13 protein-coding genes are annotated in these 14238 nt (G+C 65.0%); 5 read left to right on the top strand and 8 right to left on the bottom strand.

From position 1 onward, the window contains the following. Positions 1-236: 236 nt before the first annotated feature. The 4 genes from AC0L58_RS16540 (at position 237) to AC0L58_RS16555 (ending at position 4686) form a co-directional block, all read left to right on the top strand. Positions 237-1526: a glucoamylase family protein gene (locus tag AC0L58_RS16540; protein WP_473685364.1), complete on the top strand. Its 1290-nt coding sequence runs from the start codon at positions 237-239 to the stop codon at positions 1524-1526. Further along, a complete protein-coding gene (locus AC0L58_RS16545) occupies positions 1523-3046 on the top strand; it encodes a mercuric reductase (RefSeq protein WP_473685366.1) in 1524 nt (507 codons plus the stop codon). Before AC0L58_RS16540 ends, AC0L58_RS16545 begins: the two co-directional genes overlap by 4 nt. Before the next feature lie 47 nt (positions 3047-3093). Continuing rightward, on the top strand, positions 3094-4020 hold the full coding sequence (gene gnd, locus AC0L58_RS16550; RefSeq protein WP_473688770.1) for a phosphogluconate dehydrogenase (NAD(+)-dependent, decarboxylating): 927 nt from the start codon (positions 3094-3096) through the stop codon (positions 4018-4020). Positions 4021-4317: 297 nt separating this feature from the next. Continuing rightward, positions 4318-4686, top strand: coding sequence for a BON domain-containing protein (locus tag AC0L58_RS16555; protein WP_473685368.1), 369 nt, complete (start codon positions 4318-4320; stop codon positions 4684-4686). 236 nt (positions 4687-4922) lie between these two features. Here AC0L58_RS16555 and AC0L58_RS16560 read toward each other — a convergent pair whose 3' ends face one another. The 7 genes from AC0L58_RS16560 to AC0L58_RS16590 all read right to left on the bottom strand — a co-directional run bounded on the left by AC0L58_RS16560 (position 4923) and on the right by AC0L58_RS16590 (position 9422). Next, positions 4923-5468: a DUF488 domain-containing protein gene (locus tag AC0L58_RS16560; protein ID WP_473685370.1), complete on the bottom strand. Its 546-nt coding sequence runs from the start codon at positions 5466-5468 to the stop codon at positions 4923-4925. Between the two features lie 4 nt (positions 5469-5472). After that, positions 5473-5685, bottom strand: a complete 213-nt coding sequence (locus tag AC0L58_RS16565) for a hypervirulence associated TUDOR domain-containing protein (protein ID WP_473685372.1) — start codon at positions 5683-5685, stop codon at positions 5473-5475. A 141-nt stretch (positions 5686-5826) separates the two neighbouring features. Continuing rightward, on the bottom strand, positions 5827-6378 hold the full coding sequence (locus AC0L58_RS16570) for a tetratricopeptide repeat protein (protein WP_473685374.1): 552 nt from the start codon (positions 6376-6378) through the stop codon (positions 5827-5829). 86 nt (positions 6379-6464) lie between these two features. Then, the gene (locus tag AC0L58_RS16575) at positions 6465-6914 is read right to left on the bottom strand and encodes a hypothetical protein (protein ID WP_473685376.1); all 450 of its coding nucleotides are present in this window, start codon (positions 6912-6914) and stop codon (positions 6465-6467) included. Positions 6915-6972: 58 nt separating this feature from the next. Beyond that, positions 6973-7677: a LytR/AlgR family response regulator transcription factor gene (locus AC0L58_RS16580; protein WP_473685378.1), complete on the bottom strand. Its 705-nt coding sequence runs from the start codon at positions 7675-7677 to the stop codon at positions 6973-6975. Then, complete coding sequence (locus tag AC0L58_RS16585) at positions 7677-8729, bottom strand: sensor histidine kinase (protein WP_473685380.1); 1053 nt, start codon at positions 8727-8729, stop codon at positions 7677-7679. Before AC0L58_RS16585 ends, AC0L58_RS16580 begins: the two co-directional genes overlap by 1 nt. 30 nt (positions 8730-8759) lie before the next feature. After that, positions 8760-9422: an alpha/beta hydrolase gene (locus tag AC0L58_RS16590; RefSeq protein WP_473685382.1), complete on the bottom strand. Its 663-nt coding sequence runs from the start codon at positions 9420-9422 to the stop codon at positions 8760-8762. A 241-nt stretch (positions 9423-9663) separates the two neighbouring features. Between AC0L58_RS16590 and AC0L58_RS16595 the strand changes: the two genes are divergently transcribed. Then, positions 9664-12099, top strand: a complete 2436-nt coding sequence (locus tag AC0L58_RS16595) for a S9 family peptidase (RefSeq protein WP_473685384.1) — start codon at positions 9664-9666, stop codon at positions 12097-12099. A gap of 155 nt (positions 12100-12254) precedes the next feature. Here AC0L58_RS16595 and AC0L58_RS16600 read toward each other — a convergent pair whose 3' ends face one another. Further along, positions 12255-14132 carry a phospholipase D-like domain-containing protein gene (locus AC0L58_RS16600; protein WP_473685386.1) on the bottom strand — a complete coding sequence of 626 codons (1878 nt, stop codon included), beginning with the start codon at positions 14130-14132 and terminating at the stop codon, positions 12255-12257. Positions 14133-14238 lie beyond the last annotated feature (106 nt).

Consider the following 14238-nt stretch of genomic DNA (forward strand, 5'->3'; position numbering starts at 1 on the left):
ATGCAGGCGCGCCGTCATACTGCCCAGTGGTCAATCGAGCCTGACGACCGGAACGCAGGCCGGTGGTGCTGGTCAGGATACTTTTCCGTGGTGGCATGATGGCCATCACCTCGCATGCATCGGTACAGCGGAGATTCGCGGCAACTTGCTGACCTGCTTCCCGATGGCTCGCCATCCGATGCCTTGTAACTTGGACGTTGCCGATGCCCCAGCTGTGCACGCTTCCCGATGACGCCATGCTCGATCGCCTTCAGCGTGCGGCGTTCGGCTACTTCGTGGAAACCATGAATCCCGCCAACGGATTGATTCCCGACACTTCGCGCGACAACTCGCCGGTCAGCATCGCGGTGGTCGGCTTTGCGCTCTCGACCTACCCCGCGGCGGTCGAGCGCGGCTGGATGGAGCGCGCCGAGGCAGCACGTCGCAGCCTCCTGGCGCTGCGCTTCTTCTGCGACAGTGACCAGAGCGGCAGCCCGACCGCCACAGGCTACAAGGGTTTCTACTATCACTTTCTCGATATCCACTCGGGCAAGCGGGTGTGGCAATCGGAGTTGTCGATGATCGACAGTGCCTTGCTGATCGCTGGCGTGCTTACGGTTGCCAGATATTTTGATGCCGACCGTGCCGATGAGACAGAGCTGCGTGAGTTGGCCGACATGCTCTATCGACGGGTCGACTGGCGCTGGTCGCAGGACGGCGCCAAAACCATCTACCAGGGCTGGAAGCCGGAGAGTGGCTACCTGCACTACGGCTGGGAGGGTTACAGCGAAGCGATCCTGCTGTATGCGCTGGCGCTGGGGTCGCCGACGCATCCGATCTCCAGCGATTGCTACGCGGGTTGGATATCGACCTATCAGTGGGAAAACCTGTACGACCAGGATTTTCTGTATGCCGGCCCCTTGTTCGTGCACCACTTCTCGCATGCGTGGCTGGATCTGCGCGGCATCCGCGATGCATTCATGCGCGAGAAGCGATCGGATTATTTCGAAAACAGCCGGCGCGCCGTCGTCGTGCAGCGCCGCTACACCCAGCTCAATCCGCACGAGTTCGTCGGTTACGACCGCAACTGCTGGGGTCTGTCGGCCTGCGACGGCCCCACCGACAATCAGCCCGACGTGGAGAACGAACCCCGGCGCCTGTTCGGTTATGCCGCGCGCGGCGTGCCGTATGGTCCGGATGACGGCACCTTGTCACCGCCCTCCGTGCTGACCTCGCTGCCGTTCGCGCCCGAACTGGCGCTGGCGGCGTTGCGCAACATGTTGATGCGCCACCCGCAGATCCTCACGCACGACCGCCTGGCTACCAGCTTCAATGCCAGCGTACCGGATACCCATGGACAGGCGTGGGTATCGCCGGGTCACTACGGGCTGGATCAGGGCGCCGTGTGCATGATGATCGAGAACCACCGCAGCGGATTGATCTGGCAGCTGCTTCGCGGCTGCAATTATCTGCGCGACGGCTTGCGCGAAGCGGGGTTCAGCGGCGGGTGGCTCAGCCAGCCGGCGACGGCGGAGGCACGCGCATGAACGCCACATTCGATGCCCGCACCCGTGCGCCGCTGGATGCCTACGAGCGCAAACGACTGGAAGCGGTGAGTCCCGAGGCCTGGAACAATCCCGAGCCGACCGGCCCTTATCAGCTGGTGATCCTGGGCGCAGGCTCGGCGGGTCTGGCGGCCGCCAGCGCCGCGGCCGAACTGGGTGTCAGGGTGGCGCTGGTCGAGAGGCACATGATTGGCGGCACCTGCTTCAACACCGGCTGCGTGCCGTCCAAGACGCTGCTGCGCACGGCCGCGGTCTATGCCGAAATGCGCGATGCGGCGCGCTACGGCGCGCACGCACCCGATGAGATCAAGGTGGACTTTTCTGCCGCGATGAGTCGTTTGCGGCGCATTCGCAGCCATCTGACCAACACCAAGTCGGTGCGTTTGCTGGTGGCCAGTGGCGTGGACGTGTATTTCGGCAACACACAGTTCGAGGGGGCGGACCGCTTGAGCGTCAACGGTCAGTCGCTCACCTTCGAAAAGGCCTTGATCGCCACCGGCGCCCGGCCGCACGTGCCCGACATCCCCGGCCTCAAGCAGGCCGGTTTTCTCACCAATGCCACGGTGTTCGACCTGACCGAATTGCCGCCGCGCCTGCTGGTGATCGGTGGCGGCCCACTCGGCTGCGAACTGGCGCAGGCCTTCGAGCGACTCGGCTCGAAGGTCACCATCGTGCAGAACCTGCCGCTGTTCCTCGAACACGAGGAGCGCGACGCGGCGCAAACCCTGTCCGAGGCGTTCGCCCGCGACGGTATCGAGGTGCGCTTGAACACCGCCGTCCGTGAAGTGCGCATGGAAGGCGATGAGCGCGTGGTCGACCTGGTCAGCGACGACTACCACAGCACCGTCCGGGTCGATGCCATCCTGACCGGCGTCGGCCGACGGCCAAACGTGGAAGGTCTGGCGCTGGAAGCCGCGGGCGTCGACCACGATGACATGGCCGGCATCCGTGTCGACGACCACCTGCGCACCACCAACCCGCGCATCTATGCCGCCGGCGACGTCTGCCTCGAGGCCAAGTTCACCGACATCGCGGAGGAGTCCGCGCGGATCGCGGTGCGCAACGCCCTGCTCGGCGGAAGCGAGCGGCTGAGCGAGCGCATCGTGCCGTGGTGTACCTATACCGATCCGGAAATCGCGCACGTCGGCATGTACGTGCGCAACGCCAACGCCCGCGGCATTCCGATCAAGACCTTCACTATCCCGATGCACCAGATCGATCGTGCCATCACCGACGGCGAGCAGGGTGGTTTCGTCAAGCTGCACGTAAGCGAGGGCAGCGACCGCATTCTGGGCGCGACGATTGTCTCGCGCGACGCCGGGGACATGATCAGCCAGGTCACCCTGGCGATGGTGGCAGGCGTGGGCCTGCGCACGCTGGCCAAAGTGATCCACGCCTACCCGACCAAGACCGAGGCGATTCGCGAGGCGGCCATGGCCTACAACCGCACCCGACTGACGCCGCGCATCCTCGCCCGGCTGCAACGCTGGCTGTCGCGCTGATGTCGGTCACGCCGGCTTTTCGTTGCAGCGACTAGACTGCCTCTTTCATCCACACAAGGACAACCACCATGCAACTGGGCATGATCGGCCTCGGCAAAATGGGCGCCAACATGGCGCAACGCCTGCTCAAGGGCGGCCACAAGGTCACCGGCTTCGACCCGAACGCGGACGCACGCAAGAAGCTGGAGGACAACGGCGGCGGCTCGGCCGATTCGCTCGAGGCGCTGGTCAAGGCACTCCCGTCCCCGCGCGTGCTGTGGCTGATGGTGCCTTCGGGCAAGGTCACCAACGATACCGTGGACGCGTTGCTGGAGTCGCTGGAAAAAGGCGACACGATGATCGACGGCGGCAATTCCAACTACAAGGATTCGCTGGGCCACGCCGCGAAATGCGCCGACCACGGCGTGAACTACGTCGACTGCGGCACCAGCGGCGGCGTGTGGGGCCTGGCTGAGGGTTACAGCATGATGGTCGGTGGCGACGAGAAGGTCGTCGACCAGCTCAAGCCGATCTTCGAAACGCTGGCACCGGGCAAGGATAAGGGCTGGGGCCGCGTCGGCCCGGCCGGCTCCGGCCACTTCACCAAGATGGTCCACAACGGCATCGAATACGGCCTGATGCAGGCCTACGCCGAGGGCTTCTCCATCCTCAAGCACAAGGAGGAGTTCGGCCTCGACCTGGCCCAGATCGGCGAGATCTGGCGCTACGGCAGCGTGGTGCGTTCATGGTTGCTGGAACTGACCACCGATGCGCTCGGCAAGAACCCCGAGATGAAGGGCATCGCCCCTTACGTGGTCGACTCCGGCGAAGGTCGCTGGACCGTCGACGCCGCGATCGAACTGAACGTACCCGCGCCGGTGATCACCTTGTCGCTGATGGAGCGCTTCCGTTCGCGCGATGACGATTCATTCGCCGACAAGTTGCTTGCCTCGATGCGCAACGAGTTTGGTGGGCATGCGATGAAGAAGGAATAGGCGCTACCGCCTCGAAGCTGCAGGCATGCATCGAACCTTCCTTTCGCAGCGAAAGGACGAAGGCGTCACATATGGCGGTGTAGCGTATTCCTTGGCCGACCGTTGTTTGGCGGGTTCCATTCACGTGTTGCACACGCTCGATCTTCATTGACATGACCAGGGATCGCGTCGTGAACGACAACAACGGTGCCGTGGCATTGCCAATGCCCGGAAAATCTTCACTGGAGCCTTTGACGCCACGTGCCAATGAGTTGATGTTGCCGTGGTCCTGTCCTTCGCAAATCCCAAGGAGTTCACATGAAATCGCATGTCGCACTAACCGCCACGCTGCTGGTAGCCGCGTCGCTCGGTATCGCCGCTTGCTCCAACAACAATCAGCCCGGTGAGCCACAAGCGGCATCGTCAGGCCAGATGTCCTCGGACAACCCTGGCGCCATGGAATCGAACCAGCCCGGTTCCGACACCTGGATCACCACCAAGGTGAAGGCCGAACTCGCGACGACGCAAGGCGTGCCCAATACCGACATTTCGGTCAAGACCGTGAATGGTGTAGTAACGCTCACCGGCGTGCTCGACAGCGACATTGCCGTGCAGAAAGCCGTCGCCGCCGCCCAGAGCATCAAGGGCGTCACCCAGGTTGATTCGTCCGGGCTCAAGGTCAAGTAAGGCGTATTCACCGGGCCCGTCATGTGTTCGGCGTGGTGTCTTGCATCGCACGGAAGCGATGCCGCTCACCGCGTCCGCCAGCGGCTCACGCACTGTCGGGTTGGATCAGGTGTTTCGAAAAGATGAGGGGCACGCTTGGGCGTTCTCCATCGTCGACCCGTCTGGCGTCAACGTTCGCATCAAGATGATCGATGCGCCAGATCTTCGCGCCCTCGCTCGAGGCGCCGCGCGTCTTGCTAGAGCAACTCTCCCTGCGCCGCCGCGTAACTCAACCTGCCGTCCACGATATGTGCTGGTGAGGTGTACGGATGCACCGTGGTGTGGGTGGCGTCGATGATATGCACCACCTCGATCCCGCGCAGCTTCAGCACGTCGGAAACGATCGAGCGATGGCAGCGCCACCAGACCACCTCGGCGCACATCATCGCGGTGCGCTTGTTTGCCGCCAGGGTCAGCAGTTCATCCAGGCCCTCGGCAAATTCGGCAGAAGCGGTGTAGTCGGCGTAGCCCTGGAACGAGGCATTGCGCCACGCGGTGTTCGGCGAATCCGGCTGCACCTTGCGCCGGCCGCCCAGCTTGGGGATCCATTGATACGCGAAACCATGTGCCGGCAGTGATTTCGCCATCGCCTCGCTGGCGAAATGCGGATAACGCCGCGAACCAGGGAAGCGGCGCACATCGGCGATCGCCTCGATCCGGTATTCACCCAGCAGCGCGAGGAACTCCCCCAGCGTGCGGGTGGAGTGACCGATCGTCCAGATCGTGGTGGGGTCGTCGGACATCGCTTCAGTCGATCTTGTGCAGCGCCGAGCCCTTGTGCATGGCCACGTGGTCGGTCTTGTCGCTCTTGATTTCGTACTGCGGGTCGTCTTCGCTGCAGTGACGGGTGTGGCCTTTGTACTCGGTGTCTTTCGTGTGCACCTTGGTGATCTTGCCACTGACGTGGCCGGCCTCGGAGTTCCAGCGCACGTGGTCCCCGACCTTGAATGCATGGCTCATGAGCTGTTCCTGATGAGTGAAGACGCAGGTATTGAAGCGCACGGCGTGTGCAGGCGAGGTCAGCGGCGCGACAAGGCGTGCATCGGCAAGTTGGCGCGCCGGGCACGTTACGCAACCGATAGGCGATGCGTGACCGCGCTGTTACGGTTTGGGCTCAATCAACTTGTAGGCGACCAGCCTGTCGAACAGCAGGTCGCTGCGCAGGCCATGCTGGTAAGCGGCGATGAACTCCGCCCTGGCCTTCTCGAACATCTTCTGGTGCTCGTAGGTGATGCCGCGGTTGTAGAAGATTTCGCCCTCGTCCGGTTTCAGCTTGAGCGCCGTGTCGTAATCGGCCATGGCCTTGTCGAACTGATTTGCATCGTCGTACGCGTTGCCGCGATTGATGTAATCGCTGGCGACGTCGTCGGGATGCAGGGCAATCGCCTTGCTGAAGGCTTCGAGCGCCAGCTGCGGCTGCTTCGCCCTGCGCTCGGCGATGCCGATGTTGCGGTAGGTTCGCGCCAGCGAGGCATCCGACAGCTGCCCTTCCTTGATGCAGGCATCGAACGACGCCACCGCCGCCTGGTAGTTGCCAGCCTCGGTGGCATGCCAACCCTTGATGCACTTGTCCAGATTCTCCGCCTGCCCGATGGCTGGCATCAAGGCGAGAACCAGCCCGAGTGTGAATGCACGACTGCATGGTGATGGCATCTTCGGTCTCCTCAAGCGTCATGTTGAAGTCGTGCGGCACGGTTCAGGCCAGGTCAGGGCAACCTCGCGGCTGGCGACCATCAACCTCATGCGCCTCGCAAGGTGTCGAGCAACAGCATCGGTCCGACCAGCAGGATCACGGAAACGACAAGGCACAGCAGGCCCAGCCCGACAACGCGCCAGTTCGATTGGAAGGTGAAGCGTGTCGAGGTGCTGATGGCCTCGCGCGTCATCTGCAGTTTGATGGCGATCTGCTGCCCGGCGATCATGTAGGCGAGAGTGATGGGCTGAGAAGGGAACTTCGGCGGCAGCATCGGCAGGATCAGCAGCAGGGCAAGGATCAGGATGGCGCCGAAGATCAGCGAGTTCCTGGCCAGCCGGTCGTCGCCGAGGGTGAGGAAATTCGCCCGCAGGAACCAGATCAAACCGACCGGTCCGCCGAGAAATGCGCCCGCCATGACCTGCCGCGGCGAATAGATCGGGATGTCGCCAAGCGTTTCGAGATCGGCACGTGGTGCGGCGTAAGGATTGTCCATATCAGTCTTGCTCCCTGGGGTTTGATGGCTGGATTGTAGAGGTGTTGCCACGGCGTGCCTACGTGGGCCGCAGCAGCTTGCGCAGCGCAGGCAGGTTGCGCCGGCTGATCTCCGGCGTCAGCTCCGTGCCGTCCAGACGTGCGAGCACACGACCGTCAGCGAGTGTCTTCACGCCGAGCAGGCGTGCCGGTGGTACCAGGCAGTTGCGATGCAGGCGGATCAGCTGCTCGGGGAGCGCTTCCTCGAGCTGGCGCAGGGAATCCTCGATCAGCAATTCGCCGCCGCGATGGTGGACCACCACGTATTTTTCTTCCGCGATCAGGCACAGGACTTCGTCGAGCGCGATGCGCACCTGTTCGCCACGCAGTCGGCCGTGCAGATACGCAAGCGGTTCGCGCGGTGCTTCTTCAAGGCGACCCTGCGCGCGTTGCAGGGCTTCGCGCAGGCGCTCCAGCCGCACTGGCTTGAGCAGGTAGTCGGTGGCGCCGAGTTCGAAGGCCTTGAGCGCGTGAGCTTCGTACGCGGTGCAGAAGATCACCTGCGGCCGCGCACGCCCGGCCAGGCGTTGGGCCAGCGACACGCCGTCGATGCCGGGCATGTTGATGTCGAGCAGCAGTACGTCGGGTTGCAGCTCGTTCAAGGCGGCCAGCGCGGCTTCGCCGTCGTCGACGCTGCCCACGATCTCGACTCCGGCACACTCGCCGAGCAGGGCGGCCATGCGCGCCCGCGCCAGCGGTTCGTCGTCGACGATCAGCGCGCGCATCAGGCGGAGGCTCCGGGCAGTTGCAGCAGCACCACGAAGCGATCCTCGTGCGCTCCGGCCTCGACCGCGGCTTGCGGGCCGTAGCGCCAGGCGACACGACGGCGCACGCTGTCCAGGCCATGGCCGTTGCCGTGCGCCGCCGGTGTGCCCGGCAGCGGGTTGCTGATTTCGATGCGGATGCCGGCGCCGTCGCGCGTGCCACGCAGCAGCACCTCGCCACCTTCGCGCAGCGGCTGGATGCCGTGGCGCACGGCGTTCTCCACCAGCGGCTGCAGCAACAGTCGCGGCAGCGGGAAGTCGGCGGGCAGATCCTGCAGTTCGCGGCGGATGCGCAGGCGCGGGCCCAGTCGCAACTGCTCGATCGCCAGGTAGCGCTCGACCAGCGCCAGCTCCTCGCCCAGCGTGCCGTCGCCGATGTCGTGCTGACCCAGCGCGGCGCGGAACAGTTCGGAGAGGTCTTCGACCGTGCGCTCGGCCGCGGCCGGGTCGACCCGGATCAGCGCGGCCACGGTATTCATGCTGTTGAACAGGAAGTGCGGCCGGATCCGCGCCTGCAGCGCCTCGACCTGGGCACGGGTGACCGCCGCCAGCCGTGCCTGCCACTGCGCCAGCACATAGAAGTAGCGCAACATGGCGGCGCCGAGCAGGGCCGCGATCACCACGTTGTCGCGCACGAACACCCCCATGCCGCTGCTGATCAGGCCAGTCTGCAGCGCGCCATCCAGCCAGCGCGCGACAAGGCTGGCGACCAGCACCACCAGCACGATCAACAGCCATACCCCGACATACGGCATGTGTCCCGGAAGGCGTTGCAACAGGGGGCGCAGCTTGCACAGCGTCACCGCCACCACCATCGCCAGCCAGGTCACGAAGAACATGCTCACGCTGTAGGCCGGCCAGTCCTGGCGGTTGTCGCGGGCCAGCCACATCACGGTCACCGTCAGCGCGCCGACCACGAACAGCGCGAACAACGCCGGCAGCTGGCAGAAATCCGGCAGCGGACTGTGTTCGGCGCGGCCGCGCGGGCCGCTGGAGGGGGACGATGCGCGCATGGAGCAAGTATGCCGTATGCGCGTTGGCTGTCAGACCAGCCGCGCGCCGAGCCAGTGACGCAGATCGGCGATCTCCTGCGGGCAGACCGCGTGGGCCATCGGGTAGGTATGCCATTCCACGCTGTAGCCCAGCGATTGCAGCAGATCGCGCGAATCGACGCCGCGCTGCAGCACCACCACCGGGTCGAGCGTGCCGTGGCCCCAGAAGATCGGCGTGGCGGCATTGGCGGCGTGGCGCTCGCGCGTCACCACCTCGGAGATCGGAAGGTAAGTGGACAGCGCCATGATGCCGGCCAGCGGCTGCGCGTGGCACAGCCCGGCGGCCAGCGCGATCGCGCCGCCCTGCGAGAAGCCGGCCAGCACGATGCGCTCGCTGGGTACGCCGCGCTCGTGCTCGCGCGTGATCAGGGTTTCCACCTCGCGGATCGAGGCACGCACGCCGGCTTCGTCCTGACGTGCCAGCAGATCGAAGCCGACAATGTCGTACCAGGCGCGCATCGACATGCCGTTGTTGATCGTGACCGGGCGCACCGGCGCGTGCGGAAACACGAAACGCAGCGCGGGCCAGTCCTTGGCCACCAGTTGCGGCACGATCGGCGCGAAGTCGTTGCCGTCGGCACCCAGGCCGTGCATCCAGATGACGCTGTGGGTCGGGTTGGCGGCGGTTTCAAGTTCGACGGCGGGCAGGGTCATGGTTTCTTCGCGGTGCGGTGGAAACCCATCGTATCAGTCGCCCGGGTCTTGCCGACCTTGCCTGCGCTACGCCGCTTGCGTGGTCGCGGGCGCCTCCGGTCCCCGCGCCTGCGCAGAGCAACGCGATCCGAACGACCCACGAGTCCGGGGCGCGAGGCGCGACCCTGACTTTCGGCATGGTAGTGGCTGGCGGGCCGGTCGGCTCGGTTATGCTGGCCTTTTTCGCTTTGGGAAAACCGTCATGCGTCGATTGCCGCTTGCCGCTCTTGCTGCCCTCCTGGTGATGCCTGCGGCCATGGCTGCGCCCGTCAGCACCACGTCGTCACCGCTGGATATGGAAACCATCATGGCCAACCCGGATTGGGTCGGGCAGGCGGTGACCAATCCGTACTGGAGCGTTGACGGGCGCAACCTGTATTACTCGGTGAAGCGCGATGGCAGCCCGGTGAGTGACCTGTATCGAGTCGACCCGGCCAGCGGCAACAGCGTGAAGCTGGACCCCGCAGCGATGGCTGCCGCCGACGGTCCGCCGGTGTTTGATCGCGCTCACCGGCACGCCGCGTATGTCCTGCATGGGGATGTGTTCGTGGTGGATCTGTCCAGTGGCAAGCGCCGCCAGGTGACGCTGACGCCGCAGCGCGAATCGTCGCCGCAATTCTCTGCCGACGGCCGAGCGCTGCAGTTCCGGGCCGGCAACGACTGGTTTGCCTACGACCTGGCCAGCGCGGTGACCGCGCCGGTCGCCGAGCTGAAGTTCGCCGATGATCCGCAGGCGAAAAAGCCCGATGACCTGGGCGAACTGCAGCTGAGCCTGTTCAAGACCCTGCGCGACATCAAGGCCGACAAGCAGGCCGTGCGCGAGCACACCCAGGCGCTGGAAGCGGCCGATGCCGGTCGCGCGCCGCGACCGTTCTGGCTGGGTGACAAGATCAAGGCACTCGACACCGAGCTCTCGCCGGACGGGCGCTGGCTGCTGCTGGTGACCGCGCCGAAGAACTACAAGGGCGGCAAGGCGTCGGTGGTCAATCATTACGTCACCGACAGCGGCTACACCGAGCCGGAGGATGCGCGCAGCTACGTGGGCCGCAATGATCCGGCGCCTCAGTCGCTGCTGTTGCTCGATCTCAAGCAGCACAAGTCCTACCCGCTGGCGACCGATGGCCTGCCCGGGATCAAGACCGATCCGCTGGCGACCTTGCGCAAGCAGACCGTGGCGGCGCTGGAAAAGGCCGGCAAGTCCGACCAGGCCAAGGCGCTGAAGGCGCCGGCGGTGCGCCCGGTCACGGTGGCCGACGGCGGCGGCATCGTGTGGAGCGAGGACGGCCAGAACGTGGCCGTGCAGTTGCGCGCGATCGACAACAAGGATCGCTGGATTGCCAGCGTCGATTTCGGCAAGCACGTCCTGGTCAGCCAGCAGCGGCTGACCGACCCGGCCTGGATCAACTGGAGCTTCAACGATTTTGGCTGGCTCAAGGACGGCCGCACGCTGTGGTACCTGAGTGAACACAGCGGCTACTCGCGCCTGTACACCAAGGCGTTGGACGGCAAGGCGCGTCAGCTCACCGATGCAGGCAAGTTCGAAGTCAGTGCGCCGCAGCTCAGCGCCGATGGCAAATGGTTCTACGTGCTGGCGAACAAGGTGGCGCCGTACAGCTACGACGTCTACCGCGTGCCGTCCAGCGGCGGCGCACTCGAGCGCCTGACGCAGTACCAGGGAACGGACGGTTTCAAGCTGTCGCCCGATGGCACGCAGCTGGCCGTGCTGCATTCGGCGCCGTACATGTTCGACCAGCTGGCGGTGCAGAGTGTCGCTGGCGGCACGCCGAAAGAACTCACCAACACCATGAAGAGCGCGTACACCACGCGCGACTGGATCAAGCCGAAGATCGTCGAGGTGCCCTCCTCGCACGGCGCCGGCGTGATCTACGCGAAATACTATGGCCCGGCCAACGAGGCCGATGCCCCCGCCTCGCGTCCGGCGGTGCTCTTCGTGCACGGCGCGGGTTATCTGCAGGACGTGTCCTTGCAGGAGACCTACTACTTCCGCGAGCAGATGTTCCACAACCTGCTGGTGCAGCAAGGCTACGTGGTGCTGGACATGGACTACCGCGGTTCGGCCGGCTACGGCCGCGACTGGCGCACCGCGATCTACCGCAACATGGGTCATCCGGAGCTGGAGGACCTGCTCGACGGCAAGGCCTGGCTGGTCAAGCACCACGGCGTCGATCCGAAACGCGTGGGCATCTACGGCGGCAGCTACGGCGGCTTCATGACCGAGATGGCCTTGCTGCGCGCCCCGGGCGAGTTCGCTGCCGGTGCCGCGCTGCGCCCGGTCAGCGACTGGACCAGTTACAACCACGAATACACCTCCAACATCCTCAACGATCCGCAGCTCGATCCGCAGGCCTACAAGACCAGCTCACCGATCGAGTACGCCGCCAACCTGCGCGATCCGCTGCTGATCCAGCACGGCCTGATCGACGACAACGTGATGGCCAGCGACTCGATCCGGCTGTACCAGCGCTTCATCGAGCTGCACAAGAAGAACTTCTGGATCTCGCTGTACCCGATGGAGCGCCACGGCTTCGAGCACGCCGACTCGTGGCACGACGAGTACCGGCGCATCGACGAGCTGTTCAATACCTATGTGAAGCCGGTGCGGAACGAGACGCCGTAGGGTTTGGCGAAAACGAGCACGCCGCCGTCCTCGCGCAGGCAGGGACGGCGGCGTGATCTTCCCGCGCCGTCGCGCAGCCTGTTTGCGACGGGATCACCGCGAACCCTGAAACGGGTTACCCGTGTCTGGCAGACGGGTTGCGACTCCCATCCGGCTCAGAAAATGCCTTTCGCGCCGACCCCGAACCCGGTGATTAGTCGGGTGATGATCAGCTTGGGTGAAAGATTGACGTCGGGAAAGTCGCCGACCGGGCGATAGCACTCGTGAAAGCGGGGGTTGCTGGCGCGCATCGGCGCGCAACCGGGCTTGAGGTCGTAGCTGGTGGCGTAGCGGAACGGCCACAGGTCGAAGAACGGCAGGTGTTCCGAAACGGTGCCGATCGCCTGGTTGATGTCGGTGAGCACCGGTACCACGGGCTGGCGCGGGGCGATCACCCAGGCATTCTCCGGCTGCGTATCGCGCAGGATGGCGCGGCGCAGCTGGTCGGCGAAGGCCTGGTCGTAGACGATTACGCCGGACTCGGTGTTGTAGTGGTCCGAACGCGGGTCGAAGTTGTGCGAACCCACCATGCCGAACTCGTCGTCGACCACGATGGATTTGGCATGCAGACCGAAGCGGCGGCCGCGGCTCAACAGCGGTGCCGGTCGGTTGCTGGCGCGACTGCTGCCGATCAGGCGCAGGCGCGCGCGCGACGCGCTGGCCGGGCTGGCCGTTTCCGGCGCTGCGTTGGCCGTGTCCGCGTCCAGGTTGGCCAGCTCGTAGTCGACGGCCGGGCCGGGTGCGTGCGGCTTGAGTTCGTGGATCTCGAAGGCGAATTTTTTCAGGTAGCGCTTGCGGTGCTTGTACGACATCGCGTACACGGCGAACGCGTCGGTCGAGGCCAGCGAATTGGTCGACACGATTACCCGCGGCGGGTCCGGGCGTCGGTGCAGGATGCGAAAGATGTGCTGGGCGCGCTTGCTCATCACCAGGTACGGTGTCTGCAGGATCACCTCATGCCTGGCACCTTGCACCAGGCCCATGATGTGGCGGGTGAAGTTTTTCGCCTGCTTCTTGTCCGGTTGGTCGGTCTTGGCCGGCAGGTCGCTGAAGTAGTCCACCTTGCCCACGTGCAAGGTGGGCGCCACCAGCCAGGCATGCAGCCAGGCCGGATCCTCGGCCGCCTCCTGCAGATGGGCGACCCGCTGCGGTCGCCGATAGTGTGGCGCCGGCCAGGTCGGTACCGCGCGGTCGGACAGGATGCGCTGGTTGACATCGCGCAAGTGGGTCAGCGGCACCGCCCGCTTGTGATGCCAGAACACGGCGAAGCTGGCGGCCATTTGTTTTGCGGCCGGGCCGCCGATCATCACGTCGCGGTCGACGTAGTCGAAATGGTCGTCCCAGTTGAAGTAGCGATCCTGGTAGTTGCGCCCGCCCGCGATGCCGATGTTGTCGTCGACCAGCACCAGCTTGTTGTGCATGCGCTGGTTGAACTGCATGAAACAGCACAGGATCCCGGCGGCAAAATCCAGCGGCGGTGTGCGCGCCTTGTGGAAGGTGGGGTTGTACAGCCGCACCTTGAGATTGGGGCTGGCGCGGGACAGCTCGTCAAGCAGGTCCAGGCTGCCGAACGAAAAGAGCTGGTCGGCCAGGATACGCACCTGCACCCCGCGCCGCGCCGCCTGCACCAGTTCGTTCAACATCAGTTGTCCGACGTCGTCCTGATCCCAGATGTAGGTCTGCACGTCGATCGACTTGCGTGCCGCGCGAATCAGGTTGACCCGCGCCGCCAGCGCCGGCTCGCTTTCGCCGAGCAGGGTGACCACGTGTACCGGGTGCCCCGGGGTGGATTGCGCCAGCGCCTGGTCGGCTGCTTCCAGCAGGGGCGACGGTACGGCGCAGTGGTCGGCCTGATGGCAGCTGAGCTGGCGATCGGTAGTGGCCGCCACCACGGCATCGGCGCGGCGGATCTGCGCCTTGGACACCGTGCAGCCTTGCAGCACGGTACCCGCAAGCAGCAGCGGCAGGACAAACAGGCGCAGATTCCGGAACATCACGGAATGATAACGGTTAGGCGTGCGCCATCCGTGATGACGGGTAGGGCACCCTTCACGTCGTAGCAAGCATCGGTCAACTTGCTTGGCCAACCCTCGGTCGAAT

This window comes from Rhodanobacter sp. G2-10 (assembly GCF_055809185.1).